Origin of the sequence: Peribacillus sp. NPDC097198 (assembly GCF_044762055.1) — a bacterium.
Lineage (GTDB): Bacteria > Bacillota > Bacilli > Bacillales > DSM-1321 > Peribacillus.
The window spans coordinates 126,837-150,905 of the sequence record NZ_JBIWDO010000009.1 but is presented as its reverse complement, the minus strand read 5'-3'; the positions used below and the strand labels follow the sequence as shown (position 1 = coordinate 150,905).

General features: G+C 38.0%; 26 protein-coding genes and 1 riboswitch. Of the genes, 1 reads left to right on the top strand and 25 read right to left on the bottom strand.

Annotated elements, in window-relative coordinates:
- Window positions 1-234: 234 nt before the first annotated feature.
- From ACIQXQ_RS16425 to ACIQXQ_RS16415, 3 genes are all read right to left on the bottom strand, one after another.
- A complete protein-coding gene (locus ACIQXQ_RS16425; protein ID WP_402958853.1) occupies window positions 235-1,413 on the bottom strand; it encodes a S1C family serine protease in 1,179 nt (392 codons plus the stop codon).
- A gap of 268 nt (window positions 1,414-1,681) precedes the next feature.
- Window positions 1,682-2,359, bottom strand: coding sequence for an oxidoreductase (locus tag ACIQXQ_RS16420; protein WP_402958851.1), 678 nt, complete (start codon window positions 2,357-2,359; stop codon window positions 1,682-1,684).
- A 60-nt stretch (window positions 2,360-2,419) separates the two neighbouring features.
- Window positions 2,420-2,998: a histidine phosphatase family protein gene (locus ACIQXQ_RS16415; RefSeq protein ID WP_402958848.1), complete on the bottom strand. Its 579-nt coding sequence runs from the start codon at window positions 2,996-2,998 to the stop codon at window positions 2,420-2,422.
- Between the two features lie 314 nt (window positions 2,999-3,312).
- Between ACIQXQ_RS16415 and ACIQXQ_RS16410 the strand changes: the two genes are divergently transcribed.
- Window positions 3,313-3,843, top strand: coding sequence for a DUF2179 domain-containing protein (locus ACIQXQ_RS16410; protein WP_402958845.1), 531 nt, complete (start codon window positions 3,313-3,315; stop codon window positions 3,841-3,843).
- A gap of 40 nt (window positions 3,844-3,883) precedes the next feature.
- Here ACIQXQ_RS16410 and ACIQXQ_RS16405 read toward each other — a convergent pair whose 3' ends face one another.
- The 22 genes from ACIQXQ_RS16405 to ACIQXQ_RS16300 form a co-directional block, all read right to left on the bottom strand.
- Window positions 3,884-4,162, bottom strand: coding sequence for an HNH endonuclease (locus tag ACIQXQ_RS16405; protein WP_402958839.1), 279 nt, complete (start codon window positions 4,160-4,162; stop codon window positions 3,884-3,886).
- A gap of 188 nt (window positions 4,163-4,350) precedes the next feature.
- On the bottom strand, window positions 4,351-4,554 hold the full coding sequence (locus tag ACIQXQ_RS16400; RefSeq protein ID WP_402958837.1) for a hypothetical protein: 204 nt from the start codon (window positions 4,552-4,554) through the stop codon (window positions 4,351-4,353).
- Between the two features lie 64 nt (window positions 4,555-4,618).
- Complete coding sequence (locus ACIQXQ_RS16395) at window positions 4,619-5,374, bottom strand: exodeoxyribonuclease III (protein WP_402873103.1); 756 nt, start codon at window positions 5,372-5,374, stop codon at window positions 4,619-4,621.
- Window positions 5,375-5,451: 77 nt separating this feature from the next.
- Entirely contained in the window at window positions 5,452-6,957 is a 1,506-nt protein-coding gene (gene cls / locus ACIQXQ_RS16390; RefSeq protein ID WP_402958834.1) for a cardiolipin synthase, read from the bottom strand.
- A 102-nt stretch (window positions 6,958-7,059) separates the two neighbouring features.
- Entirely contained in the window at window positions 7,060-8,496 is a 1,437-nt protein-coding gene (gene glgA, locus ACIQXQ_RS16385) for a glycogen synthase GlgA (protein ID WP_402958832.1), read from the bottom strand.
- Window positions 8,497-8,509: 13 nt separating this feature from the next.
- Complete coding sequence (gene glgD, locus ACIQXQ_RS16380; RefSeq protein WP_402873112.1) at window positions 8,510-9,616, bottom strand: glucose-1-phosphate adenylyltransferase subunit GlgD; 1,107 nt, start codon at window positions 9,614-9,616, stop codon at window positions 8,510-8,512.
- 16 nt (window positions 9,617-9,632) lie between these two features.
- Window positions 9,633-10,799 carry a glucose-1-phosphate adenylyltransferase gene (locus tag ACIQXQ_RS16375; RefSeq protein ID WP_402873115.1) on the bottom strand — a complete coding sequence of 389 codons (1,167 nt, stop codon included), beginning with the start codon at window positions 10,797-10,799 and terminating at the stop codon, window positions 9,633-9,635.
- On the bottom strand, window positions 10,799-12,739 hold the full coding sequence (glgB, locus tag ACIQXQ_RS16370; protein WP_402958830.1) for a 1,4-alpha-glucan branching protein GlgB: 1,941 nt from the start codon (window positions 12,737-12,739) through the stop codon (window positions 10,799-10,801). Before glgB ends, ACIQXQ_RS16375 begins: the two co-directional genes overlap by 1 nt.
- A 257-nt stretch (window positions 12,740-12,996) precedes the next feature.
- Window positions 12,997-14,010 carry a glycoside hydrolase family 15 protein gene (locus tag ACIQXQ_RS16365; protein WP_402958826.1) on the bottom strand — a complete coding sequence of 338 codons (1,014 nt, stop codon included), beginning with the start codon at window positions 14,008-14,010 and terminating at the stop codon, window positions 12,997-12,999.
- A gap of 269 nt (window positions 14,011-14,279) precedes the next feature.
- Entirely contained in the window at window positions 14,280-14,606 is a 327-nt protein-coding gene (locus ACIQXQ_RS16360) for an AzlD domain-containing protein (RefSeq protein WP_402958824.1), read from the bottom strand.
- A complete protein-coding gene (locus ACIQXQ_RS16355) occupies window positions 14,597-15,334 on the bottom strand; it encodes an AzlC family ABC transporter permease (protein WP_402958822.1) in 738 nt (245 codons plus the stop codon). The genes ACIQXQ_RS16360 and ACIQXQ_RS16355 overlap by 10 nt, the downstream gene beginning before the upstream one ends.
- Window positions 15,335-15,359: 25 nt before the next feature.
- Window positions 15,360-15,866: a mismatch-specific DNA-glycosylase gene (locus ACIQXQ_RS16350; protein WP_402958820.1), complete on the bottom strand. Its 507-nt coding sequence runs from the start codon at window positions 15,864-15,866 to the stop codon at window positions 15,360-15,362.
- Window positions 15,867-16,093: 227 nt separating this feature from the next.
- Window positions 16,094-16,315 carry a hypothetical protein gene (locus tag ACIQXQ_RS16345; protein ID WP_402873132.1) on the bottom strand — a complete coding sequence of 74 codons (222 nt, stop codon included), beginning with the start codon at window positions 16,313-16,315 and terminating at the stop codon, window positions 16,094-16,096.
- 597 nt (window positions 16,316-16,912) lie between these two features.
- On the bottom strand, window positions 16,913-17,527 hold the full coding sequence (locus ACIQXQ_RS16340) for an NAD(P)-binding protein (RefSeq protein WP_402958818.1): 615 nt from the start codon (window positions 17,525-17,527) through the stop codon (window positions 16,913-16,915).
- Window positions 17,508-18,269: a sirohydrochlorin chelatase gene (locus ACIQXQ_RS16335; RefSeq protein WP_402958816.1), complete on the bottom strand. Its 762-nt coding sequence runs from the start codon at window positions 18,267-18,269 to the stop codon at window positions 17,508-17,510. The genes ACIQXQ_RS16340 and ACIQXQ_RS16335 overlap by 20 nt, the downstream gene beginning before the upstream one ends.
- Window positions 18,269-19,045: a uroporphyrinogen-III C-methyltransferase gene (cobA, locus tag ACIQXQ_RS16330; protein ID WP_402873141.1), complete on the bottom strand. Its 777-nt coding sequence runs from the start codon at window positions 19,043-19,045 to the stop codon at window positions 18,269-18,271. The genes ACIQXQ_RS16335 and cobA overlap by 1 nt, the downstream gene beginning before the upstream one ends.
- 18 nt (window positions 19,046-19,063) lie before the next feature.
- Window positions 19,064-19,282: a DUF3906 family protein gene (locus ACIQXQ_RS16325; RefSeq protein ID WP_402958814.1), complete on the bottom strand. Its 219-nt coding sequence runs from the start codon at window positions 19,280-19,282 to the stop codon at window positions 19,064-19,066.
- A gap of 14 nt (window positions 19,283-19,296) precedes the next feature.
- Window positions 19,297-20,925 carry a nitrite/sulfite reductase gene (locus ACIQXQ_RS16320; protein ID WP_402958811.1) on the bottom strand — a complete coding sequence of 543 codons (1,629 nt, stop codon included), beginning with the start codon at window positions 20,923-20,925 and terminating at the stop codon, window positions 19,297-19,299.
- A 16-nt stretch (window positions 20,926-20,941) separates the two neighbouring features.
- A complete protein-coding gene (gene cysC, locus ACIQXQ_RS16315) occupies window positions 20,942-21,541 on the bottom strand; it encodes an adenylyl-sulfate kinase (RefSeq protein WP_402958809.1) in 600 nt (199 codons plus the stop codon).
- A gap of 29 nt (window positions 21,542-21,570) precedes the next feature.
- Complete coding sequence (gene sat, locus ACIQXQ_RS16310; protein WP_402958807.1) at window positions 21,571-22,719, bottom strand: sulfate adenylyltransferase; 1,149 nt, start codon at window positions 22,717-22,719, stop codon at window positions 21,571-21,573.
- A 27-nt stretch (window positions 22,720-22,746) separates the two neighbouring features.
- The gene (locus ACIQXQ_RS16305; protein WP_402958856.1) at window positions 22,747-23,451 is read right to left on the bottom strand and encodes a phosphoadenylyl-sulfate reductase; all 705 of its coding nucleotides are present in this window, start codon (window positions 23,449-23,451) and stop codon (window positions 22,747-22,749) included.
- Between the two features lie 167 nt (window positions 23,452-23,618).
- Entirely contained in the window at window positions 23,619-23,735 is a 117-nt protein-coding gene (locus ACIQXQ_RS16300) for a YezD family protein (protein ID WP_402873240.1), read from the bottom strand.
- A gap of 168 nt (window positions 23,736-23,903) precedes the next feature.
- Window positions 23,904-24,011, bottom strand: a riboswitch (SAM riboswitch).
- Window positions 24,012-24,069 lie beyond the last annotated feature (58 nt).

The following is a 24,069-nucleotide window of genomic DNA, read 5'->3' as shown; positions in this document are numbered from 1 at the left end:
AGGTAATTGGAATTAAATGTATTTTTGATTGTTGTTTATATCTTAATAACTATTTAGATTTTAAATTGATATATTCTAGCGAGGTTATTTTTGGAATAAATATTTAAGATATTTTAATATTCTATAAAAAAGGTGGTTTTATTAATTTTTTCTGGAAAATAGTTTCTTCAAAAAAATCCATCCCTGTTTAATCGGAATGGATTCTTTACAGGTATAAGTTTCAAAGCCCGTCATTTAATAGTCACTATCATCTTCATTGCCATCTTCATTGCCATCTTCATTACCTTCGTTATCCTCATAATTCTCGTAGTCTTCATCCTCATCTTCATAGTCATATTCTTCATCTTCGTCTTCATAACCATCTTCGTCAGAATAATCTTCGCCATCCTCAGCCAAGTCTTCGTTTTCATAGTCCGAATAATAATCTTCATCCATATCTTCACTATCATCTTCGTCTATAATTTCCTCTTCATAGTCTTCAAAGTCTTCGTACTCATCGTAGTCTTCAAAGTCTTCCTCTGATTCTGACCATTCATCTGGGATATCATAATAACTGTCTTCTTCATCATTATAATCGCCCCCCTCGAAATACCACTCACCATCTGATTCGTCTTCGTAATAATAACTGCCGGATTCATTGTAAAACAAATCGCTAATTTCCTGTTCTGAGAGTGGTTGAGCGATCCAGCCTTCGATTAACAGGAATATATCCTTTATTGGTATGCTGAACCCTACGGATTCATCCGTTATTAACCTTGCTGAATTAATGGCCACAGCCTTTCCTGTTTCCATGGAAACAAGAGGTCCACCGCTACTACCTGGAGCAATATGAGCTGACATTTGATAAATATTATCATATGAACGCTCTCCAATAAAGAAACTGCGATCCACTCCAGTTATGGTCCCAAGCGTTGCTGTATTCTCAAGGCCCAATGGACTGCCAAGTGCGACTACTTCCTGACCAATCTTGGCCACTCCTGTTTTTTCAACATCAATTGGCTTTATCCCGGCTAATTTGGGAACTCTAATAATGGCTACATCTGTATCGGTGGAATAACCGATAACCTTTCCATTATACTCTGTGCCACCTTTATCTTTAATACTTGCTTCAAGATACCCTTCCACAACATGTGCATTTGTCAAGACATCACCTTTGTCATTAATTAAAAATCCAGAACCTTGGCTGTCCCCGGCAAAAATGGTATACACTTTTTTCTGAGATTCCTCGATGATCTGCGTGACACTTTGTTTTGTATCTTCTTTCATCTTCTCAACTGGCTTTGATGCAACCACCCTTGTTACTTCTTTCTTTTTCCCCGTTTCATTTTTATCTTTTTTGGTTTCTACTATAGTAGGTATAGTGGCTGTTTTTTTATTGTCCGCTTCATCCCAATAATATTTGATGGTAAACACAAAAGTTAATGTGCTTAAAATACTTAATATAACTAAGAATGGTATTAATTTAGATTTCTTTTTCTTATTCCCACAACTAGGACAATAGCGACCATCGCTTGATAGTTTCTTACCACATGTTGAACAAAACAAAATATCACCTATTCCTCTAAGACTTTATACCTATTATATTGAAAAATAAGGAACTTGTATATCAAAATTCATAAAAATAAAAACGAGCCTCATATAATTGGCCCGCTTTCGTTTTTTTATCTTATCAATCAAACTGCTAATATAGTTCTCTCTCATTAGCAAGTTCCTCAATTTCATTGGACTGGTACACATGGTTTCCTGAATTAACGGATTTTGCCGCAATACTCATGGCAGTAGCCACCGTTTCTACATGTATGGCGCGATATGGCCGAAGAGGTCCCACTAACAAAAATTTAAAAATCGAACTCAGTTTACCGGATATCTTTTCACCGATACGGAGTTCTTTTCGTTCTCCGATTAGTAACGAAGGTCTGAAAATATGTAAAGAATTCAATTTTAATTGTTTTAGTATTTCTTCCATATCTCCCTTTACTCGACTGTAAAAGAAACTTGATTTAGAGTCAGCACCGATAGCACTTATAACTAACACATTCTCTACATTTGCCGCTTTTGCCAATTTTCCCGCCTCTACAACGTAATCATAATCAACTTTCCGAAAAGCTTCTTTAGATTTCGCTTTTTTAATCGTAGTGCCTAAACATATGAACACATCATTGACATGAAACAAATCTGCAAATTCTTTCATATTATCAAAATCGACAATATGCACTTTACAGACGGAATCTTTATATTCTAGTTCTCTTCTCGTAAATAGATGTATGGTTTGATAATCCTTACTAGTACATAACCTTTTCAATAGTTGGGTGCCTACAACCCCAGTTGCACCTAAAACTAACGCAGTTTTTTTAGTCATGATTTCCTTCTTTCTCGTATAGGCTGCTCAATAGCAACCGAACTGTTAAATTAGAAAGGATTAGGACAAGTGATTCACTTGATTATAATCGGCTATAACCCATGAATTCAGTTCAAACTTGATTGTACTCAGGCAAGCATTTGATAATCTGGTTTCAGTTGATACAATCTTTTCATTCGACATCATACGTAAAATCATATGAATGACCGCCCCATGTGCAACTAAAATTACTTTCTTATCAGGATATTCTGCTTCAATATCCTGTAGGCCTTTCATAAGGCGTTCTCGTAAACTTTCCTGGTCTTCCTGATTAGGGTATTCTTTATTAAAAAATGTGGATTCCCTCTCATCAGCTGTCATTCCTTCAGCGTCCCCAAAATTCTTTTCAATGAATTCCTCTTTAATAATAATTGGGGAATCAATTATTTCACCTATAATATTGGCTGTAGCCCTTGCTCTTTTTAGAGGACTAGTAAAAATTACATCCCACTTGTCTTTGAATAAAAACTCTCCACACTTCCTGGCCTGCCTCTTTCCATTTTCATTAAGTGGTATGTCTGTTTGTCCCTGTAACCGTCCTTCTACATTCCAATCTGTTTCTCCATGGCGTACTATACAAATCGTTGTAATAACCTTCAACCCTTTCGTTTTAGAGTGGTGAACTTTTCACAGTTTTAAATTTCCTTTGCATGCTTTTGCAAGTGAACATGAATTCGAACAACAAGTGAAAGCGAGACACCTCTTCTTCACATGTGATAAATAGTTAGAACAATAATACCAAATTTAAGATCGATTTAGTACCTAGAACTACTACCTAAAAAAGTGATAGGATGTGCATGCCCATGTTCATGCATAATATTTCCATAGCTTTATTGGGTCCCATATGTTTAGATTATGGAAGATGTTTCATATAAAATAGTTTATGGACTTAATTAAAATGGAGAGGTGCCCAATTGAAGGAAATATTATTAATCTTATTATTACAACTTATTTATGTTCCCATCTATACATTACGTACCATATTCTTAGTCAAAAACTTAACCTCTTTGGCCTCTATTTTAGGCATAGCCGAGATGTTAGTTTATGTATTTGGACTATCCCTTGTATTTGGTGGAGACCAAAGCATATTGGCCATGGTTGTATATGCAGTTGGTTTTGGAATAGGTATCATATTCGGGACGAAAATTGAGCAAAAACTTGCTATTGGTTTTATCAATGTTACCGTTAATACACAGACGAAAAACACCCAATTGATGGACACATTAAGGAACAACGGCTTTGGTGTTACTCTCTATACAGGCGAAGGAAGGGATAGTAACCGTTATCGGATGGAAATATTAACAAAACGTAACCGAGAACAAGAATTAATTGCTACAATTGAAAAATTCGAACCTAAAGCTTTCATCATTTCTTATGAACCGAGGTATTTTAAAGGTGGATTTTTACTGGATCGTTTAAAGAATAGGGGAAGCATGAATAGATAAATAATACGAAGGCCCATCTAATTCAAGATGGGCCTTCGTATTATTTAATTTTGGACTTTCTTGTTTTTACAGATTTGCTAGCAGGTTGCTTCTTGATCCATTTTATATATTTTTTCAAAGCTTCATCATCTTTTAACAAAATAACGGTATATAATCTTATGGCTAACTCCCGGTTTGAATATAAGGCATGAATTTGCTTGTGGCACGATTTACAAAGAAAAGCGGTTGGTAACTGACTGCCTCCTTCCTCCCTGGGCGTTAGATGGTGCACAGTCAGTTCTATCTCACTTCGAGAACAAAGCTCACACGTCCCTTGCATGGTTCCACCTCATCCATTAATGGTTCAATATTTTACCTTCTTCCACAATATGAAACATCAAATGTTCCATGTGATGAATTGGACCATACTCTTGCTCTTCTTCCTCCATCCCTTGCAAATAAAGAACCATGAATTCATAACAATCATTTCTTGAAAATGAATAACAAACACTAGGATCATTGTTTTCTTCAGGATATAGAAGGATGAGATGGGAAAGGAGTCCGTCTCCATTTTTGGTCAAAAAAGACAAAGCTACCTACATCTTTTTCAAGTTCGAATAACCTTCGGAAACCACTTGCCCCTGCTTCAATAAATTCACTGGCTGTAAGCTTTTGTACTTGCATGCTATCTATATGATTTTCTTGATGGAAGCTTGCAATAAACGTTCTCATCACGTCACCCCCCGTTAAACTGGATAACGGATAGTATATTCCCATACCATCAGATTTATCCTACTTAAAAGGCCGTTTCCAAGACAATTGGACAATGATCGCTACCCATTATATTTGAATGAATGCTAGCATCTTTTAAATCTACAGCCAACCGCTCCGAAACAATAAAATAATCAATCCGCCAGCCAATATTTCTTTCTCTTACCTTGCTCATATAAGACCACCAAGAGTATGAACCTTCTTTGTTTGGATAAAAATGACGAAAAGTATCAATGAAACCCGATTCTAACAAGTTAGTCATTTTACCTCTTTCCTCCAGGGTGAAGCCGGAGTTTCCAACATTCGTTTTGGGGTTTCTTAAGTCTATCTCGGAGTATGCTACATTAAGGTCACCACAATAAATGACTGGTTTATTCATATCCAAGGCTTTTAGATATTCGATCATTTCATCTTCCCATTCCAAACGATAGTCCAGTCTCGTTAAATCTCGTTTGGCATTAGGTGTATACACGTTTACCATATAAAATTTTTCAAATTCAAGAGTTATTATTCTTCCTTCAGGCTCTTCATCTCGGTCACCAACTCCATATTTAACCGAAATAGGTTTTTCCTTCGTGAATATCGCCGTTCCTGAATACCCTTTTTTCAAAGCATAATTCCAATATTGATAATAGCCTTCTAAATCAAGTGTGATTTGCCCTTCTTGAAGCTTTGTTTCCTGCAGACAAAAAATATCGGCATCCACATCTTTAAAGTAATCTAAAAATCCCTTTTTCACACACGCTCTTATGCCATTTACGTTCCAAGATACCAATTTCATTTTTTATTCTATTCTCCTTATATCTATCTGTTTTGACTTCCAATCCTACTATACTATGATTTCTTAATGCATGCCCATCATAGAATATTGGAAAATAGTCGGGCAAATGATTCTTTTGAACGTTCCAATAGTGTCCTATTTTTATAGGTTAATGGATCAATCCTTTCACAATCTTTTATATCTTCTTGAAAATGAGTGGCTAAATCAGCAATGGAACTATTGCCCATCAAGAAGACATTTACCTCAAAGTTTAAATGAAAGCTTCGCATGTCCATATTTGCCGTACCTATCGAAGCCATGTCTCCATCCACAATGATTATTTTTTGGTGTAGGAAACCTTTTTTATAGGAGTATATTTCTACGCCAAATTGTAGAAGCTCACCAAAATAGGAGCGGCTCCCATACTGGGTTAAGAACCCGTCATTTACAGCAGGAACCATAAGACGAACTTGTATCCCTTTTAAAGCAGCATTCTTCATCGCAGCTTTAATTGCTTGATTGGGGACAAAGTATGGACTTGCTATCCAAACTGATTTGGTTGCAGTCGTTATGAGGGAAAAATAATAATCGCTCATGATTCCCTGCTGGGTATCGGGTCCACTCGCAACAACTTGGACAGCTCCATCTCCCTTTTCAAATTTATTCATTTTTGGTCGTTCTTCTAAGACATCTTCTCCACTTACATATTCCCAATCCATCAGGAATACGGTATGGAGCATATAAACAGCTTCCCCTTTAAGAACCATATGTGTATCACGCCAAAATCCAATGTTTTTATTTTTTCCAAGATATTCTTCCCCTACATTCAGTCCGCCAACAAAACCAATCTCTCCATCTATGATGATTATTTTCCGGTGATTTCTAAAATTGAATTTTTGATTAAAAAATCCGTGCTTTAACGGCGAAAATGGAAATATCTTCACACCTGCCTCTTTCATTCTATTGATTTCTTTATTTGCTAGACTTAAACTTCCTGCTGCATCAAAGATAAATAATACCTCTACCCCTTCCTTTGCTTTTTCAATGAGGATATCGATGATTTCCTTACCAAGCCTGTCAGAACGAAAAATATAATATTCTATATGTATAAACTTTTCCGCCTTTTTTAACTGTTGAATGATTTCTGTAAATGTTTCATTCCCATTTTTCAAAACTTTCGTTTTTGAAGATGTACTGATGGTTGTTTCTGAAGCATTCTTTGCAAAATCCGCAAAAGATTGCTGATGATTATTCAGAAACGATAAATCAGGAGCTGATATGTCATTGACAAGGTTCTTCCATTCTTCTCTATCTTTTCTTCTTTTAGATTGAAATAAATATCCTTTTAGATAAAGTTGACCTGAAAACAAATAGAAAATAAATCCAAAAACAGGAAAACAAAAAAGAACATACATCCATAAAAGTGTATCATGGGCAAATCTATTTTCTAGCATAAGTGAGATCATCGTTATAAGCATAACCAAAATATATAATCCCATAAAAAATAGCTTCACATTGAAGCTAGCAGAGCTAAATAAAACCATATAAACAGATGCGATTAAAATAAATAAAAACACAATTTCCATTCTTCTTCTACTTTTCATTTTCATTCTCCTACAAATAATTTATATTTATATATACCCATGAAGTATGACAAAAGAAACAAAAACACTTACGAAAATTAATCGTAAGTGTTTTATACTGTCTTATTTTTTGATTGTTAATAAGCTTTCATATAAATCTATATATTCGGAAGATGAGGAATCCCAACTGAAATCTTCATTCATGGCATTTTCAGTCAACTGCTTCCATCTTTTTGGTTGGAATTTATACATTCCTACCGCTTGTTCAATAGTATGAAGCATATCATGAGCATTATAGTTCGTAAAACTAAAACCATTACCTTCGCCTGTAAATTGATTGTAAGGGATGACCGTATCACGAAGACCACCAGTCTCTCTCACCAGCGGTAAAGCACCATAGCGCATAGCTATGAGCTGACCGATTCCACATGGTTCGAATTGTGACGGCATCAAGAAAATATCAGAGCCCGCATAAATCCTCCTGGCCATTCCTTCATCAAAATATGTGTTGGTTGATACTTGATTAGGATATTGCTCAGCCAAATTACGGAAAGCCCATTCATATTTTTCCTCGCCCGTTCCTAGTAATATGAATTGAATGCCTTGACCCATCATTTCATGGAAGACATGCAGGATAAGGTCTATCCCTTTTTGGTCAACCAATCGTGTCACCATTGATATAACTGGAACCTCATCATTGACTGGCAAATTCAATATTTCCTGTAATTCGCGCTTGTTTTTCATTTTCCCTTCATATGTGGAAAAAGGCACGGGTAGATATTCATCTGAAGCAGGATTATAGGATTCATTATCGATCCCATTTATGATGCCTTTAAGATCCCCGTTCCGTTTACGCAGATAGCCATCCAGTTGCTCTCCATAATATGGAGTCTGTATCTCTTCTGCATAACTTGGACTTACGGTTGTAATATAGTTAGAGAAGGCCAGACCCGCTTTAAGATAACTCACATTACCGTGAAATTCAAGACCATCCATATTGAAATACAATTCACTTAAATCCAACAATTCCGCTAGGACAGTTTTAGGGTAGACACCTTGATAGAGTAAATTATGTATGGTGAATACCGTTTTAATATTTTCATATAATGGATGTTTTTGATAATGTGCTTTCAACAAGACACTCACAAGACCTGTTTGCCAATCATGACAGTGGATGATTTCTGTGTGATCGTCTAAAAAAGGTATGGATTCTAATATGGCACGGGAAAAAAATGCAAACCTTTCACCGTCATCAAAATATCCATAACTTCCGTGTCTTTTAAAATAATATTCATTATCAAGAAAATAATATGTAATCCCATTGGCAACCAACTTTTCAATTCCACAGAATTGTTGGCGCCAGCCTACAGGGACCTCGATACTGGTCACGTGTGTCATTTCCTGTTTAATTTGAAAAGGAAGGTCTTTAAACTTTGGAAGAATTACACTTACATTGATTCCCTGTTTTTTAAGTGCTTTTGGAAGTGCGCCTATCACGTCTCCAAGTCCTCCGGTTTTTATGAAAGGAGCGCATTCTGAAGCGGCAAATAGAACATTCATAGCTGTACCTCCATTAAATAACTTCTGCTTTCTTTATTACAGTTGGTTGTTGTAGGCCAATTACTTCTTTATCCCGTGTAATTCTAACTTCTTTATCCGTTATAATATTTTCTACGACTGCCCCTTCTTCTATCTCACCTTTTTGCATGATGATGCTGTTCTTTACGACTGCCCCTTTTTTCACCTTGACTCCTCTGAATAGAATACTGTTTTCAACTGTACCTTCAATATTACACCCATTGGCAATCAATGAATTAGTAACCTTGGAGGATTGTGTGTATTTAGCCGGAGCCTCGTTTTTAATTTTGGTATAGACATCCCATGTATCCCCAAAGAAAGTCCGAATGACGGCAGGATTCAAGAAATCCATGTTACTCGAATGAAAACTTTCAATAGAATGTATGAACGGCATTTCTCCAGTGAAATGATAGCCTTTAACCGTAAAACGATGAAGATTGGCTTTAACCGCATCTTTCAAGAAATCGTATTCCCCATTGGCAACACAGCTCTTAATCAAATTGACCAAAAGGCTTTTACTGATAATGAAGGTTTCTAGACAAACATGGTCTCCCGGTTGAGGTATGGTAAAAAAGCTAATGTCGGTGATGGCGCCATCCGAATTCACTGAACATTTGTGGTAGATGGGTTTTTCAATGGACTCTCCCACATAATCTTTATAGACGACAGTGATATCCGCTTTCTCTTTTTTATGGTAAGCAAGCACTTCGTTAAAGTCCAATTTACAAACATGGCATCCAGGAGATATGATGACGGTGTCGGCATCTGCCCGTTCAAAAAAGCTGAGATGGTCATAAAATTGTTTCATGTCTCCAGTGACCGTTTCATCAGGATGTATAGGTGGCAAAATGAATAATCCACCTGAACGCCGGTCTAAGTTCCATTCTTTCCCTGATCCTAAGTGGTCCATAACAGAAAGGTATTTTTCCTTTGGAAAGACAGCGACCTTTGAAACATCCGCATGGATAAAGTTCGACATTGTGAAGTCGATTAGACGGTATCGTCCGCCAAATGGCACAGATGCCACATTACGGTGAGCAGTCAATTCTTTTAAATGTTGTTTTTCATTAATTAAATTGATGATTCCTAACACATTTTCCATTGCAGCTCCCCCTTGATCAATTAAGAGTTATCTTTTTTTTATTTGAATCAGTAATGGTCTGATTTTCTCCAATTAAGGTAATGTCAGAAGTCACGGTGGAATTACCTACCACTGCTCCGTCTTCAATCACGCAATTACTTGCTATGATACTTCTTTCAATGTGGACATTATTGCCAATGGTGACATTCGGCATTATGACCGAGTCTTTTATGGTTGAGCCAAATCCAACCTTGACATTATAGGATAAGACGGAATGGTCAATGTTCCCATAAATCATGCAGCCTTCATTCACGAGCGATTGCGTGACTTCCGCTTCTCTCGAAATATATTGTGGCGGATGATTAGCATTTCGGGCGAAAATTTTCCATTGCGGGTCATCTAACTGGAAATTAGGGTTTTCTTCCAATAAGTCCATATGGGCTTGCCATAGGCTCTCAACCGTTCCAACATCCTTCCAATATTCATTAAATCGATAAGCATACAATTTCTTTCTATCTTCCAGCATCTTTGGAATAATATTGCTGCCAAAATCATTGGAAGAATTCACATCTTTTTCATCATTTATAAGATATTTTCTTAATGTTTTCCAGTTGAAAAGGTATACACCCATTGACGCCAGATTACTCTTCGGGTATTTTGGCTTTTCATCAAATTGAGTGACCCTATCACCTTCATTCGTATTCATAATGCCGAAGCGACTTGCTTCCTGCCAAGGTACTTGAATCACTGCTATAGTTGCCTCAGCAGATTTTTCGATATGATAGTCCAGCATTTTGCTATAGTCCATTTTATAAATATGGTCGCCTGAGAGGATTAACACATGCTCAGGATCATAGTTATCGATATACTGAATATTTTGATAAACAGCATTAGCTGTACCCTTATACCATTCCCCACCCTCTTTTCCTTGATAAGGGGGAAGGACAGAAACGCCACCCACATCTAAATCCAAGTCCCATGCTTTTCCGTTTCCGACATAATCATTAAGTATCAATGGCTGATATTGAGTCAGGACCCCAACCGTATCGATACCGGAATGAGTGCAGTTACTTAATGGAAAATCTATGATTCTATATTTACCACCGAAAGGAACTGCAGGTTTTGCCAATCCAATAGTTAATTCACCTAACCTTGAGCCTTGACCTCCTGCCAATAACATCGCAATCCACTTTTTTGCTCCCATTATTCGTTCACTCTCCCAGCCCTTTTTTTTGTTTGCTTCATAAAAATTGAAACCCCTAATGGAGGAACTGTAATATTCATACTGTATCTTTGGTTATGATAAGGTTCTTTTTTAACATGAAGAGGTTCTTGATTGATTTGTCCAGACCCTCCAAAGGTAAGGTCATCACTGTTAAATACCTCCATATACTTCCCTAGAGATGGGACACCAATTTTATGCTGATAGTGTGTCTGTTCCGAAAAATTACAAACCACGATACAATAATCTCCTTTTCGCTTACCTTTTCTCATAAATGTAAGAATGCTCTGGGAACGATTATTGGGATCTATCCATTCGAAACCATCCTGTACGTGGTCCTGTCGCCATAAAGATGAATGTTCTCGATAAAATTGTTGCAGGGTTCGAAAATAAAGAGCTAACTTTGTATGGGACTCATACTCCAAAAGAAACCAATCCAACTGTTCATCATCTTTCCATTCAATAAACTGTCCAAATTCCCCGCCCATAAAGAGAAGCTTTTTTCCTGGGTGCGTCATGAAATACCCGAGGAGCAAGCGCAAATTAGCAAACTTCTGCCAATAGTCTCCCGGCATCTTATTCAATAAAGACTTCTTTCCATGAACCACATCATCATGAGAGAAAGGCAAGACGAAATTTTCTGAAAATGCATAATGAAATGAGAAGGTTAAGAGGTTATGATGACTGGGTCTATCACTTGTTTCCAATTGCATATATCGAAGGATATCATTTGACCATCCCATATTCCATTTATAATTAAAGCCTAGACCTCCTATATCAGTTGGAGAAGTAATAAGGGGTCTATCTGTTGCTTCTTCAGCCATCATTAAGGCATTAGGATACTTATCAAAAATTACTTCATTCAATTTTTGTAAAAACCGAATCGCTTCTAGGTTCTCTTCCCCACCATATTGGTTTTTAAGTTTTACTGGCAAGGGATTATCATGATTCAAATAAATCATTGAAGAAACGGCATCCACACGTACACCATCAATATGGTATACATCCATCCAGAACATCACATTTGATATGAGAAAACTAATAACCTCTGGTTTCGTAAAATCAAAATTAAATGTTCCCCATATTGGTCGATTAGCTCGATCAAATTCAATTGGTTCATAGAGTGGAGTACCATCAAAACAGCTAAGACCATGGGAATCCTTACAAAAGTGTGCAGGAACCCAGTCTAATATGACACCTATCCCTTTTTGGTGGCAAAGGTTCACCAAGTATTTAAAATCATTTGGAGATCCAAAGCGGCTATTTACTGAATAATAACCGGTCACCTGATATCCCCATGATTTATCGAAAGGGTGTTCCATTATGGCCATCAGTTCAATATGGGTAAATCCATTATCAACCACATACTCTACTAAGCTATCAGCCAACTCTCGATAGGTATAAAACTCGGACATCGCTGTCTGTCTCCATGTACCAGGGTGCACTTCATAAATGGACATGGGTTTTTGATAAACATTTCCCTTTTTCCTATCACTCAGCCATTTCGAGTCAGCCCAATCGAAGCTATTCAAACCATGGACAATGGAGGCTGTATCTGGTCTCTTTTCAGAATAAAAAGCATAAGGATCTGCCTTTAGAAATTGCTTATTTCCCGGTGAATGTATTTCGTATTTATACAAATCACCTTCTTTTAATCCAGGTATAAATAATACCCAGATACCGGAATTATCGATACGTTCCATAAAATGATCTGTACCGTCCCAATTATTAAAGTTTCCCACTACTGAAACTTTCTTGGCATGAGGTGCCCAAACCGCAAATCTTACACCTTCTATACCTGATGATGTTAGAATATGCGCCCCAAGCATTTTATAACTTTCATAAAGCGTACCTTCATGAAATAAATATAAATCAAAGTCACTTGGATAACTATCTTCTAGTTGGCCAATCATTGTCTTCATTTATCCGCCTCCATCAACATGAACAATATAAACTCGATAGCATATTCGTATCAATAAGTACCAGTTAATATATATATTCGTTAAACATGGCATTTATCCTTCAAACAGAGGCGATATATTGTAATAAATGCCCTTTTTGCACTACCTTTAAACATTTTAATGGAAGAATACCCAATAAATGTAATAAAATATTTCCCCCAAAATAAATGTAAGCCCTTCCCTTGATGGGAAGAGCTTATTTTCATGCTCTAAATGACTTATTTAATTTTTTCATTCTGCATCATATTTGTTTTCTCCAAAAATAAATATGATAAAGAAACTGACCAAGCTAACGGGGTATTTCCGTTAGGGACGTCTCTTCCTCCAATATATAATTCGGGCACCTCCCAATTTAAAGGAATGATTTTTTTTGTTTTATCAATATAATCCATCGCCTTGTTCACCATACCTAGTTCAAGGTAGCAAAGTCCAATCCAAGGGAGCCCGAAGCACCATTCGGCTTCTTGCCCTTCATTATAATAAAGATCCTTCTCATAACGTATACAACCGTAAGTCCTTTCAAGACGATTCGTAACATTCTCTAAAATTTTCAGGGCAGTATTTCGATCAACTAGACGGTATGGATAAATTAATGATAAAAGGGCAAGATCGGTTTCCTTCGTATAGCTTTCTCGTGGAAGCAGGAAACGAAGAGCTTCCTCTCCCTTCTTGATTAATTCTTCCTTAACGGTCACAAGCATTTTTACGGAAGTTAAACCGGCTACACAAGCTCCAATACTTGATGCATGTATTTCAATATTCTCTTCCCACATCCCATTATCTCCGGCCTGCCAATATTGAAGACACTCAAGATAATCGACTAACTTTTGCACAATTTCCAAGTCATGTTCATCTCGTATGACCTTTTGCCCATTCCGGTAACCTTCGCCAACCCCCCATAAAAAAGCACCAATTGAATCATTCTGGGCATGGCCCCATTCAACTGGAAGTTCTTTTAAATCAGTGGAGTACCGAGCATGAATATATTCAAAAAGATATTGAGGTTTTTTTTCGGTATGAATGTCTATTTTCCATTCATACATACGAAATATATCAAATAATGCATGATAGGCATTCATATATCGATTGGATGAATCAGTTAAAAAAGGTAACACTGTGTAAACTACATCCCTAACCCATACATAATTATAATCTTCAGAAAGACTTGCTGTATATGCCCCATTAGAAAGACGCATACGATCAAGGACTTCTAAGGCTCCATTTATATTCATTACTTAAACACCTCCGTAGCAATTTGCTTATTTCCATTATTAACAGCCATTCAATTATTAAACATTCTTCCAATCTTTAAAGCGCTTACAATACGAATTCTTTTATTATAGAATATGTAAGCCCGCGCGTTTTTGATAATCAAGCTTCCTAAACCTTTTAAGTTAAGATAAATCCCCACCCAATTATCACGCACCAAAAAAACCAGTGAGGCGAACCTCACTAGTTATATCGACTCATTCAATAAAAAGTTAGTACTTTTTAAACTTTTTTAAAAGAATATTCTTAATGCCATTAATGAAAGAACTCCTCCAAGTACGGTAATTAGTAAGCTTCGTGTGAAAATGGCTATTGCAAATGTAGGCAGTGCAGCAGCTAGGCTCAATAAATTTTCCCTTAAAGAAAACGATTGATCCACTAAAAGAAGTTCCTGAGCAAGTAGGGCAGCCATGACAGCAACAGGAACATGTTTCAGCCAATTGATGCCCCACTCAGGAATATGCATTTTGCTAAGTAACACTAATGGTAAGACTCTAGGGATGACAGTAACGATGGCGGCCCCTAAGATCACATAGAAAATATATGCGTTTATTTCCACCTTTCAATCACCACCCCTATGGTTGATGCTAATATTGTTGCAACGATGACACCTGTGCTTCCAGAAAAAACAAAGCTTGAAGCCACTACAATTATGATGGCACTGAGAGCTACCAAACAGTCAAGAAAATACTTTTTATGGCTTAAAATCTGCAAAACAAGAAGCCCAATAAACATTGCAGGCAATGCAAAGTCCATGCCATATTTCTCGGGATTGGGAATCCATTGCCCTAAAAAGCCCCCTGCCATGTTTGCCACGAACCAATTAAAGTAGGCGGCAACATTCAGACCTAACATCCATTTAAAATTGATGGCTCTATTTAGCTGTGCATGATTAATGGCAACGCCAAAAGTCTCATCTGTTAACAAGGCACCTGTTAGTATATTTTGCTTCGTTGTTTGATGACGGAAATATGGTGCCAATGCCGCACTTAGTAAAAGATGGCGGCTGTTGATGAAAAAGATCGTAAAAACAATGGCAGAGATCGGATGACTTGCCGCAATCATGCCTGACGCTATAAATTGACCGGATCCTGCATATAATAAGAGGGAAATAAGGGCAATTTCCACCATGCTTAAGCCCGCTGTTTTTTCGACTACCCCAGCCGCAAAGCCGATACTTAGATATCCCAGTAAAGTAGGGATACAGTCCTTCACCCCTTCCCAGAAACTTTGCCCTTCATTGACATCTGTATAGATACGCTCTTCTCCCAAACTATCCTGCCTCATAAGTCTCCGCCCTTATTATGTATTTTCACTTCTTCAAAAGCTCCGGCAATTCTCGATAGATTTCAATAATATCCTCTATCCTCATCCTAACCAAACCGCTTGAAGATGGGGCTACAAATTCCATCGTTTCCTTCGACAAAGGATCTTTCTGTAAGCCCCATGGTACGTCTCGTTTCTGCCGATACTCTTGATATACTCCCTTACCGACGAAACAAACAAGCCTAGGCTTGAAAAGCTTTATCTTTGCAAGTAGTTGTTTTCTTCCCTCTTTGTATTCTTCTTTAGTGATATCGGCAGCCCCTTTTGTCGGTCTAGAAACAATATTAGTAAATCCAAAACCCAACCCTAATAAAGTGAAGTCTTCAGAAGGATCGTATTTTCTTTCGGTTAATCCAGCTTCGAAGAGAATCTTCCAGAAGCGATTATTTGGATTGGCATAATGATGTCCTGTCTGTCCTGAACGGATACTAGGATTGAAGCCAACAAACAGGATATCCAAATTTTTCGCTAGGTGATCGGGTATGCTGTACATTTTAAAACTCCTTTTATAACGTTAAGTTATCTCTTTTATATTATTGTACAAAACTGTAAAATATTTAACTACCTTTTCAGATGTTTTTATCTCGATAATAAATCCACGATGACTTAAAAAGGCAAAACTCTTTATAGATCGACCTATAAAAAAACAGCCATCCATTCAGATGACTGATTCTTTAAGAAGATCACTGGTCAATCTTGACACATAAATCATGGAATGGTTTAATCATTTTCTTTATTGTCGTGTTTGTTTTTTCGTTCCTGACACGTCTCATCTTGCTTACACTCTTTCTCCTTTTTTTTCTTGAGTGTAGCGTTGAACTTGTTATTGACTGTGAAGATATACCCGGGAATGATCTCTAATGAAAATGAATCGCCAGCCCGAAACCGTGCTAGAACTTTGCCTAGCCTTGAGCCTGTTGAGTCTTTTGAAAAAATGGACATTGATGTACCCCTTTCTTATTTAGCCTCAACAATAGTATATGGATACCTTGTCTCATTCGATTGGACTTATTATAGTAAGGAAACTTCTTAAAAGGGAAGAAACTAAATTCCTCGTATAAATGAACTGATTAAATTTTAGAATGAGGTTTCCATGGAATGCAAAAAACAACCACAAGGGTTGTTTAAGAGTCAATTCGCTTAGGCTGAATAAGTTCCTAGCTTTTTTGCTAAAGACAGTTTTGTGACTCTATGGTAGATTCCGAGACAGCCTAAAAAGACATGTATTCCATTTCCCCTGGAAACCATGCGATAGACTATATTCTTGTCTACAATACCAAGGTTGATAGACGAGGCCACTGAAACAGCGGTGGTTCCAATTCTGATAAGGGACGGATAACATGCTAAACTGAAGCAACTGCTGGAGTAATTCAAAACATCAATTGGAGTGAAGATGAACTTACCCATGACTTCCTCCCCATTTTCCTAGATTAATACACTGACCTTACATACACCATTCATGTATAGTCAAAAGAGGCACCTTGCAATGATAAATTATCATTGCAAGGTGCCTTCCTTTTCTCTGATGAGCGCAATCTATTAATCAATTTCAACTGGCATAAGACTCACTAAAAAACGATATCTTTCCTTAACGGAATGCTTATACAACACGTCGATTGAATTTTTTAACAACCTGGATTTTTCTGTTTTGGAAAATGAACTGCTTTTTATATGCTGTCTTGCTTCGAATAGGAATTCGAGATAATCCTCATACGATTCATCATATACTTCCTGTAAATCATTACGGATCTGTTTAGCTAGCTGAGGGCTTGCCCCATTTGTGGAAACACTGATTGAAAGCTTTCCTCTATGTAAAGTTGCCGGAATGTGGAAGTTTGCCATCTCGTGATTGCTGATGACATTGACGAGTTGATTTTCATGAGCATTTTTGTAGATTTCTTCATTAACCTTTGATGAGTTGGTTGCGGCAATGATTAAAAAGGCTTCTTGATAATCCGATGCTTCCACCTCTTTACGAACAACATGAACGGCTCCTTGTTCTTGAAGTTGCTGGAACCCTTCACAAATCTCAGGACTTATCACAGTGACAATAGCTCCTGCTTTTATTAAAGGGTTAGCTTTAAAAAAGGCTATTTTACCGCCGCCGATAATGACGCACTTTTTATTTTCGAGATTAAGCGTAATCGGATACATAAGCACTCTCCCCAGATAATTCCTGAATTCTATCTGATATTGCTTGTTCAATCTTAGGATGATAGCCAAGATAAGGACAAAGGACAAATTTCTTGTCGCTGTTTCTCTGGACTTCCGATATTGCCCTTTCCATCGATTGCATTAAAAGACCAGTAAACAATAGATAAGGGATTACGAAAATTTGGTTTACGGGAGTCGAATTCGCTTTTAACAGTGCTTCTCCAAAGCTTGGTGACGCCGCTGTCAAATAACAGTCCTTCACTCTAGTGTTTGGTATCCTGTTTTGAAGTGAATTGGCTATATGGCTTAAGTCTCTTTTTACATCAGGATCACTGCTTCCCCGCCCAACCAATAAAACAAGTGAATTTTCCGTTATCTTTTCTTTTGTTTCTATCAACCGTTCCTCTAAGATATCCACCATTCTCTCACTGACCCCTATTGGCCTACCATATTTCATTTCCACATCAGGAAATTGGTTTTTCATTTTACGTAAAACCTGTGGAATATCATGTTTAGCGTGCGCAGCAGTTAATAAGAGAATCGGGACCGCTTTAATTTTTGTTGCTCCCCTGTATACACAAGCTGCATATGCTTCTTCTATGGTCGGGCTTTCCAATTCCAGAAAGCAATACTCTTGAATAACATTGGGGTGTCGTTTCATACAAATTCGAATAAAATCGATAGCTTGCGCGGAAGCCTCTTTAACGCGACTACCATGACATATGTAAAGAATCGCTTCCATTAAAAGGCCTCGTTAGCCAATAACTTTTCGACTTCCCTTGGTTCGAACCAATTAATTTTCCCACTTAAGTTAACTACTTCTCCAACGACGATCATACAGGGATTTGAGATTCCTTCGTTTTGGACAGTTTTTAGTATAGTGCCTAATGTACCGATAGCCGTCTTTTGTGTATCCAATGTCCCCCAATGGATTAATGCTACAGGTGTGTCTGGGCTTTTCCCATGTTCCAAGAGTTTTCCTTGAATATACGGAAGGTTCTTAATACCCATGTATATCGCCAATGTATCGATGCCTTTAGCAAGCGATTCCCATTTGATGTTATCGTCTTCACCCTTTTTACGATGACCGGTTACAATGGCAAATGATGATGCATGGTCTCTATGGGTAACCGGAATACCTGCATAGGCCGATGCGGCTATGCCAGCTGTAATGCCCGGTACTATTTCAAAGCGTATTCCATTTTCGACAAGAGCCTCTGCTTCCTCTCCGCCTCTACCGAACACAAAGGGATCTCCGCCCTTTAATCGGGTGACCACCTTACCCTTTTTTGCATATTTGACGAGAAAACGATTGATTGTTTCTTGTTGCAAGAGATGGTAATCCGGCAGTTTTCCACAATTAATCAATTCTACGCCATCTTTGGCATGAGTCAACAACTCTTTGTTTACAAGGCGGTCATATAAAATAACATCAGCTTCCTGAATACATCTTAACCCTTTTACTGTAATTAAATCTGGATCTCCGGGACCGGCTCCTACTAGATATACTTTCCCCATTTTGCAATCCGCCTTTCCTCAGAGTACTGTTTCGAAATTCGATAAAACGAAACCTGCTCCATTTTTAATTTGTTTCTTTTCATATAATGTTACGTCATTAACCATCGGCATTTTCAAAAACCGTTTTTCCAGCTCGATATCGACAAGCTGGAAAGCCATATCATCTGAATCTGCGGCAATGACGACATGACATAATTCATTCTTAATTGTAACTTCAAAGCGATAAAGATTCATCATTTTTTTACCTCTTTTTAAACAGCAATCATGCTCGCTAAGACATTATCCAGTTTATTCTGTAATTCCGACGTTCCAACCCGTTCAACAAATTCAAGAAAACTTTCCGAGGGAAGTTTTTTGTCTTTAAAATAAAGAATTAGCTCTTTCAAGACATGATAAAGTTGTTCCGCTTCCACTTTTCCTTTTAGCTTTTCATTGAATTTTCCGCCAGCATTTAATGTTCCGCCCACGTATATTTCGAAAGCCTCAACCATCTTTTTATCTTGGTTTTTCATTTTTATCCCTTGTAATCCTATATCAGCAATCGCTCGCTGGCCACAGTTATTAGGGCAGCCAACCATATGCAGCCGTACCGGTACATCTAGATCAATTTCCTTATCCAATGTTTCGGCAATGGTTTTCATCCTGTTTTTCGTTTCAACAAGTGCTAGGTTACAATATTCTATACCTGTGCAGGAAACGGAGTAACCGAGAAATTTCTTGGGCTCGTATGGAAATCTTTCAAAGATTGTTTCCTGTTTTAAGGCTTCCAGATTTCCATCCGATACATTCGGAATAATCAGGTTTTGTGAATTACAATTCCTGATTTCCCCATTACCATATCTTTTAGCTATTTCGGCGAACTCGATAACCTCTTCGGGCGTTAGTCGACCAACTGGGATATTGACACCCACATAGTTGAGTCCTTCCTGTTTTTGTTTATGTATGCCGTAAAAATAACCAGCATTCCATTCCTTCAACGCACTTTCTCCCTTGTCAGGTAGCGGCCCAGTGTATTCCAGTACTTTTTCCGTGAATTGTTCAGGGCCCCAATCAGCAACAAGAAACTTCAAACGTGAACGGTGGCGTTTTTCACGGTATCCGAAATCACGAAAAATCGTTGTGATCGCGGCAGCCACTTCTACCGTTTTCTCAGGTAAAACGAATAAATCCAGTTCTTGTGCCAGCATAGGGACTGAGGATAGACCCCCACCAACTTTCACATGAAAGCCGACTTCTTCTTTCCCATCTATGACCTTTGTTGCCGGATTAAAGGAAACGCAATTGATTTCGGCGTTTGAAGCATTATGTATATTAGCACTGACTGACATTTTATATTTACGTGGAAGGTTCGAAAAGTCTTCATTCATTCTGAAGTATTCAAATACATCCTTAAGGACTTCCCGCGTATCGAATAACTCATCTGGATCGATTCCAGCAAGAGCGTTGCCGATAATATTCCGTGTTATGTCTCCGCAAGCACCCGCTGTTGTCAATCCTACCTGATCTAGACGATTTAATATATCAGGGACCTGCTCTATCGTCAACCAATGAAATTGTATAGCTTGCCGTGTAGTGATGTCATAGACATCGCGGCCATAATCCTTAGCAATATTTGCAAGGGTGATCTGTTGGTCGTATGTGAGAATCCCTCCTGGAATCACAACACGCATCATCCAATAACCAGCTTCTTTAGGACGTTGTAAGTAAAGACCTGCCCATTTGAACACATCCCATTCTTCTTTAGGGATGGAATCGAATCCATTTGCCGCGTAATGAGGAATATCGTCAAAAATCTTCAAAGCATCTTTTTCCAGTTTCCGAATTTCCATTTTGTTTTTGGCAAGCGCTGGATTGTCCGCCCAAATCTTCTCGTACACCATTTCTTTTCCCCCTAGGTTAAATCGCTCTCTTTGTTGTCAAATAGTCTATAACCTGTTCGACGCACTCTTCTACACTAAACTGACTGGATTCCAATACGATTTCCGGATGTTCCGGTTCTTCATATGGAGAATCGATTCCAGTGAAATTTTTAATGATACCTTTACGCGCCTTGTCGTAAAGGCCTTTTGGATCACGGACTTCACATTCTTCAAGTGGACATTTTATGTACACTTCAATAAACTCGCCTTCTCCAAGCAGGTCCCGAACAATTTGACGATCTGCACGAAAAGGTGATATAAATGCCGTTAATACGAATTGACCACTGTCCACGAAGAGCTTGGAGACCTCTCCAATCCGTCTAATATTTTCTGTGCGATCTTTTTCTGAGAAGCCTAAATCCTTGTTAAGTCCATGACGGATATTATCCCCATCCAAAACATAATTTCGGATATTCCGATTATACAACTCTTTTGCAACAGCATTGGCGATCGTTGATTTCCCAGAACCTGAAAGCCCGGTAAACCATATCACCGTGCTCTCATGACCGTTTTGCTTCCGTCTAAGTTCCTTCGTTACCGATGCATCATGCCAAGTTACATTAGTACTTTTACTCATGAGGATCCTCCTTCTAAAACTTACAATAATTAGTTATATACCTCGTTCTTCTTAAGCCCTTCTATCAATACTTCGATTACTTCTTTGCGGCTGAAAGTCGCTGGTGGAATTTCCCCATTCCGTAACATTTCCCTAACCTTCGTCCCAGAGAGGATGACGTGATCTTCTTTACCATGCGGACATGTTTTTGCAGAAGCCATATTCCCACATGTTTTACAATAGAAGCTATGTTCAAAGAATAATAATGTTATCCCTAACTCATCAGAAGTGAAGTTCCCGAAGATTTTTTGTGCGTCATACGTACCGTAATAATCGCCCACACCTGCATGGTCGCGCCCGACAATGAAGTGAGTACATCCGTAGTTTTTACGAACCATTGCATGAAAAATCGCTTCTCTAGGTCCTGCATATCGCATGGCTGCTGGGAATACCGCAAGTGAGACACGGTCCTTTGGATAATACTTTTCAAGTAATACTTTATAGCTTTCCATCCGAACGTCAGCAGGAATGTCATCGGACTTCGTGGCACCAACTAATGGGTTTAAGAATAAGCCATCCACTATCTCCAATGCTGTTTTTTGAATATATTCATGGGCACGGTGAACGGGGTTTCTTGTTTGGAAACCGACAACCGTTTTCCACCCTTTTTCTTCAAATGTTTTTCGGGTATCAACTGGGTCTAAATAATGATCCTCGAATAATGGACGCTCGATCCGTTTAATAAGCTTGATTTTACCACCTACATATACATCGCCACGATTATATAGATTTTTTACACCTGGGTGATTCTCATCATCCGTTTGATAAACTAAAGTTGCCTCCACTTGCTTATCAGGTGTAAATATATCGGAAACGGCAAGGACTCCATAAGTTTGGCCCTCATGAGTTAACTTTACTTCTTCTCCGATTGTAAGAGCGTTTACCACATCAGCGGAAAGTGGTAATGTAATAGGAATACTCCAGACATGCCCGCTGCTAAGCCTCATATCCTTTACTACTGTTTGATAGTCTTCTTTTGAAAAGAATCCCTCAATGGGGCTGTATGCTCCAGTCCCTATAAGTTCCAAGTCGCTTAATGAGATTTCATCAATTTCAACGGATTGTTCTATTTTAGTTAAATCATAGTCTGGTTCAAAGCGATTGATTAATGTTCCTCCGTGCGGCAAGCTAATGGTCATGCTGATTTCCCCCTGAATTTTTTATAATTATGATAAATGTAATCCGCATTCTGTTTTTTGGGCACCTTGCCATCGTCCTGAACGAAGATCATCAGCATTAATGGCAGGTGCTGTACATGTTTTACAGCCAATACTTGGATATCCATTATCATGAAGCACATTATATGGTAAGCCATTTTTATGCGCATAACGCCATACATCTTTCCATGTCCAATGAATGAGCGGACAAATTTTGATAGATTTGAATTTGTTGTCCTTGTTTATATATTCAGTCAATGCACGGGTTTCCGATTGCTCCCTGCGCAGTCCCGAGAGCCAAGCCGTCGCTGTTGATAATACTTCAGTGAGCGGCGTAATTTTGCGGATGTTACAGCATTGATTTGGGTCATGAAGCCATAATTCATCACCAAATTCAGCGGCTTGTTCTTCCAATGTCATTTCCGGTTTCTTCATTACAATGGAAAGCCGTGGGTAACGATTTTTCACTTGTTCGATTAATTGGTAAGTCTCAGCGAAATGAACATCCGTATCCAAGAATACGATTTTGGCGGAAGGATTAACCTTTGCCAGCAAATCTGTCAGTACAATTCCTTCAATCCCAAAACTACAGGCATAAATGAGTTTATCTCCGTACTCTGAATTTGCCCATTCCAATACTTCTAAAGCGCCTTTTGTATCGCTATCTTCCGGGAACGAAGGTAATGTCGCTGTATCAATATTTTCATAGTCCACTAGCTCTGCCAACTCTATCCCCCCTTTTAAGAATCACCCTATGGTACAGCAGATATCTTTGAAAGCCTTTGAAACACCATTTCTTATAATGAAAAAGGCGGCTTTAACCAATAGTTTCCTATTTATATCAGCTAAATCCACCTCTAGTTTTCTAGTCAGCAGTCCATTTATTTAATTCTCAATTTTTCGTTTCTTTCCATTTGTATAACCTTACCGTCCTGAACGATAAGGGTTATGGATCCATATTTCATAGTTTTTAGCATTTCTTGCAGTCTTTCAAATATTTCCCCCAGCTGATTTTCCTTTTCCAAGGCTATTCCTCCTTTAAGAAAACTCGTCGACTAGCTTGTCGTAAGATGATCAGCTTGTAAATGAATTCCCCCAAATTAATAAAATCAATCAGAAAAATCCTTCCATGCCAAGATGGAAAGATTGATAAGGTAATCTTATTTACCTTATCTTCCAAAATGATGACATTTTGTTGGATGTAGCACCTTGCATTCATGATGCAGGTTGCTGGACTTCAAAGGGCCAAATCCCTCCGTCGCTCTTGATAAGTTTTATTATTTTAAATATTAACACATATCAAATCATTGTCAATGGAGTTTTCATATAAAT

Coding starts and splice junctions, on each gene's coding strand:
- glgB (WP_402958830.1), bottom strand. CDS start 12,739: ATGAAGACAATGATTGGCCAACTAGAAGATAGTTATCCAAGTGACTTT.
- ACIQXQ_RS16345 (WP_402873132.1), bottom strand. CDS start 16,315: ATGTCCATTTTTTCAAAAGACTCAACAGGCTCAAGGCTAGGCAAAGTT.
- ACIQXQ_RS16375 (WP_402873115.1), bottom strand. CDS start 10,799: ATGGGAGCAAAAAAGTGGATTGCGATGTTATTGGCAGGAGGTCAAGGC.
- ACIQXQ_RS16320 (WP_402958811.1), bottom strand. CDS start 20,925: ATGGTGTACGAGAAGATTTGGGCGGACAATCCAGCGCTTGCCAAAAAC.
- ACIQXQ_RS16340 (WP_402958818.1), bottom strand. CDS start 17,527: ATGTATCCGATTACGCTTAATCTCGAAAATAAAAAGTGCGTCATTATC.
- ACIQXQ_RS16400 (WP_402958837.1), bottom strand. CDS start 4,554: ATGAGAACGTTTATTGCAAGCTTCCATCAAGAAAATCATATAGATAGC.
- sat (WP_402958807.1), bottom strand. CDS start 22,719: ATGACCATTAGCTTGCCGCACGGAGGAACATTAATCAATCGCTTTGAA.
- ACIQXQ_RS16325 (WP_402958814.1), bottom strand. CDS start 19,282: ATGATGAATCTTTATCGCTTTGAAGTTACAATTAAGAATGAATTATGT.
- ACIQXQ_RS16335 (WP_402958816.1), bottom strand. CDS start 18,269: ATGGAAGCGATTCTTTACATATGTCATGGTAGTCGCGTTAAAGAGGCT.
- ACIQXQ_RS16365 (WP_402958826.1), bottom strand. CDS start 14,010: ATGAATATAAATGGAGCCTTAGAAGTCCTTGATCGTATGCGTCTTTCT.
- ACIQXQ_RS16405 (WP_402958839.1), bottom strand. CDS start 4,162: ATGCAAGGGACGTGTGAGCTTTGTTCTCGAAGTGAGATAGAACTGACT.
- cobA (WP_402873141.1), bottom strand. CDS start 19,045: ATGGGGAAAGTATATCTAGTAGGAGCCGGTCCCGGAGATCCAGATTTA.
- ACIQXQ_RS16350 (WP_402958820.1), bottom strand. CDS start 15,866: ATGTACAGCATACCCGATCACCTAGCGAAAAATTTGGATATCCTGTTT.
- glgA (WP_402958832.1), bottom strand. CDS start 8,496: ATGAATGTTCTATTTGCCGCTTCAGAATGCGCTCCTTTCATAAAAACC.
- glgD (WP_402873112.1), bottom strand. CDS start 9,616: ATGGAAAATGTGTTAGGAATCATCAATTTAATTAATGAAAAACAACAT.
- ACIQXQ_RS16355 (WP_402958822.1), bottom strand. CDS start 15,334: ATGAGGCAGGATAGTTTGGGAGAAGAGCGTATCTATACAGATGTCAAT.
- cysC (WP_402958809.1), bottom strand. CDS start 21,541: ATGAGTAAAAGTACTAATGTAACTTGGCATGATGCATCGGTAACGAAG.
- cls (WP_402958834.1), bottom strand. CDS start 6,957: ATGAAAAGTAGAAGAAGAATGGAAATTGTGTTTTTATTTATTTTAATC.
- ACIQXQ_RS16420 (WP_402958851.1), bottom strand. CDS start 2,359: ATGACTAAAAAAACTGCGTTAGTTTTAGGTGCAACTGGGGTTGTAGGC.
- ACIQXQ_RS16395 (WP_402873103.1), bottom strand. CDS start 5,374: ATGAAATTGGTATCTTGGAACGTAAATGGCATAAGAGCGTGTGTGAAA.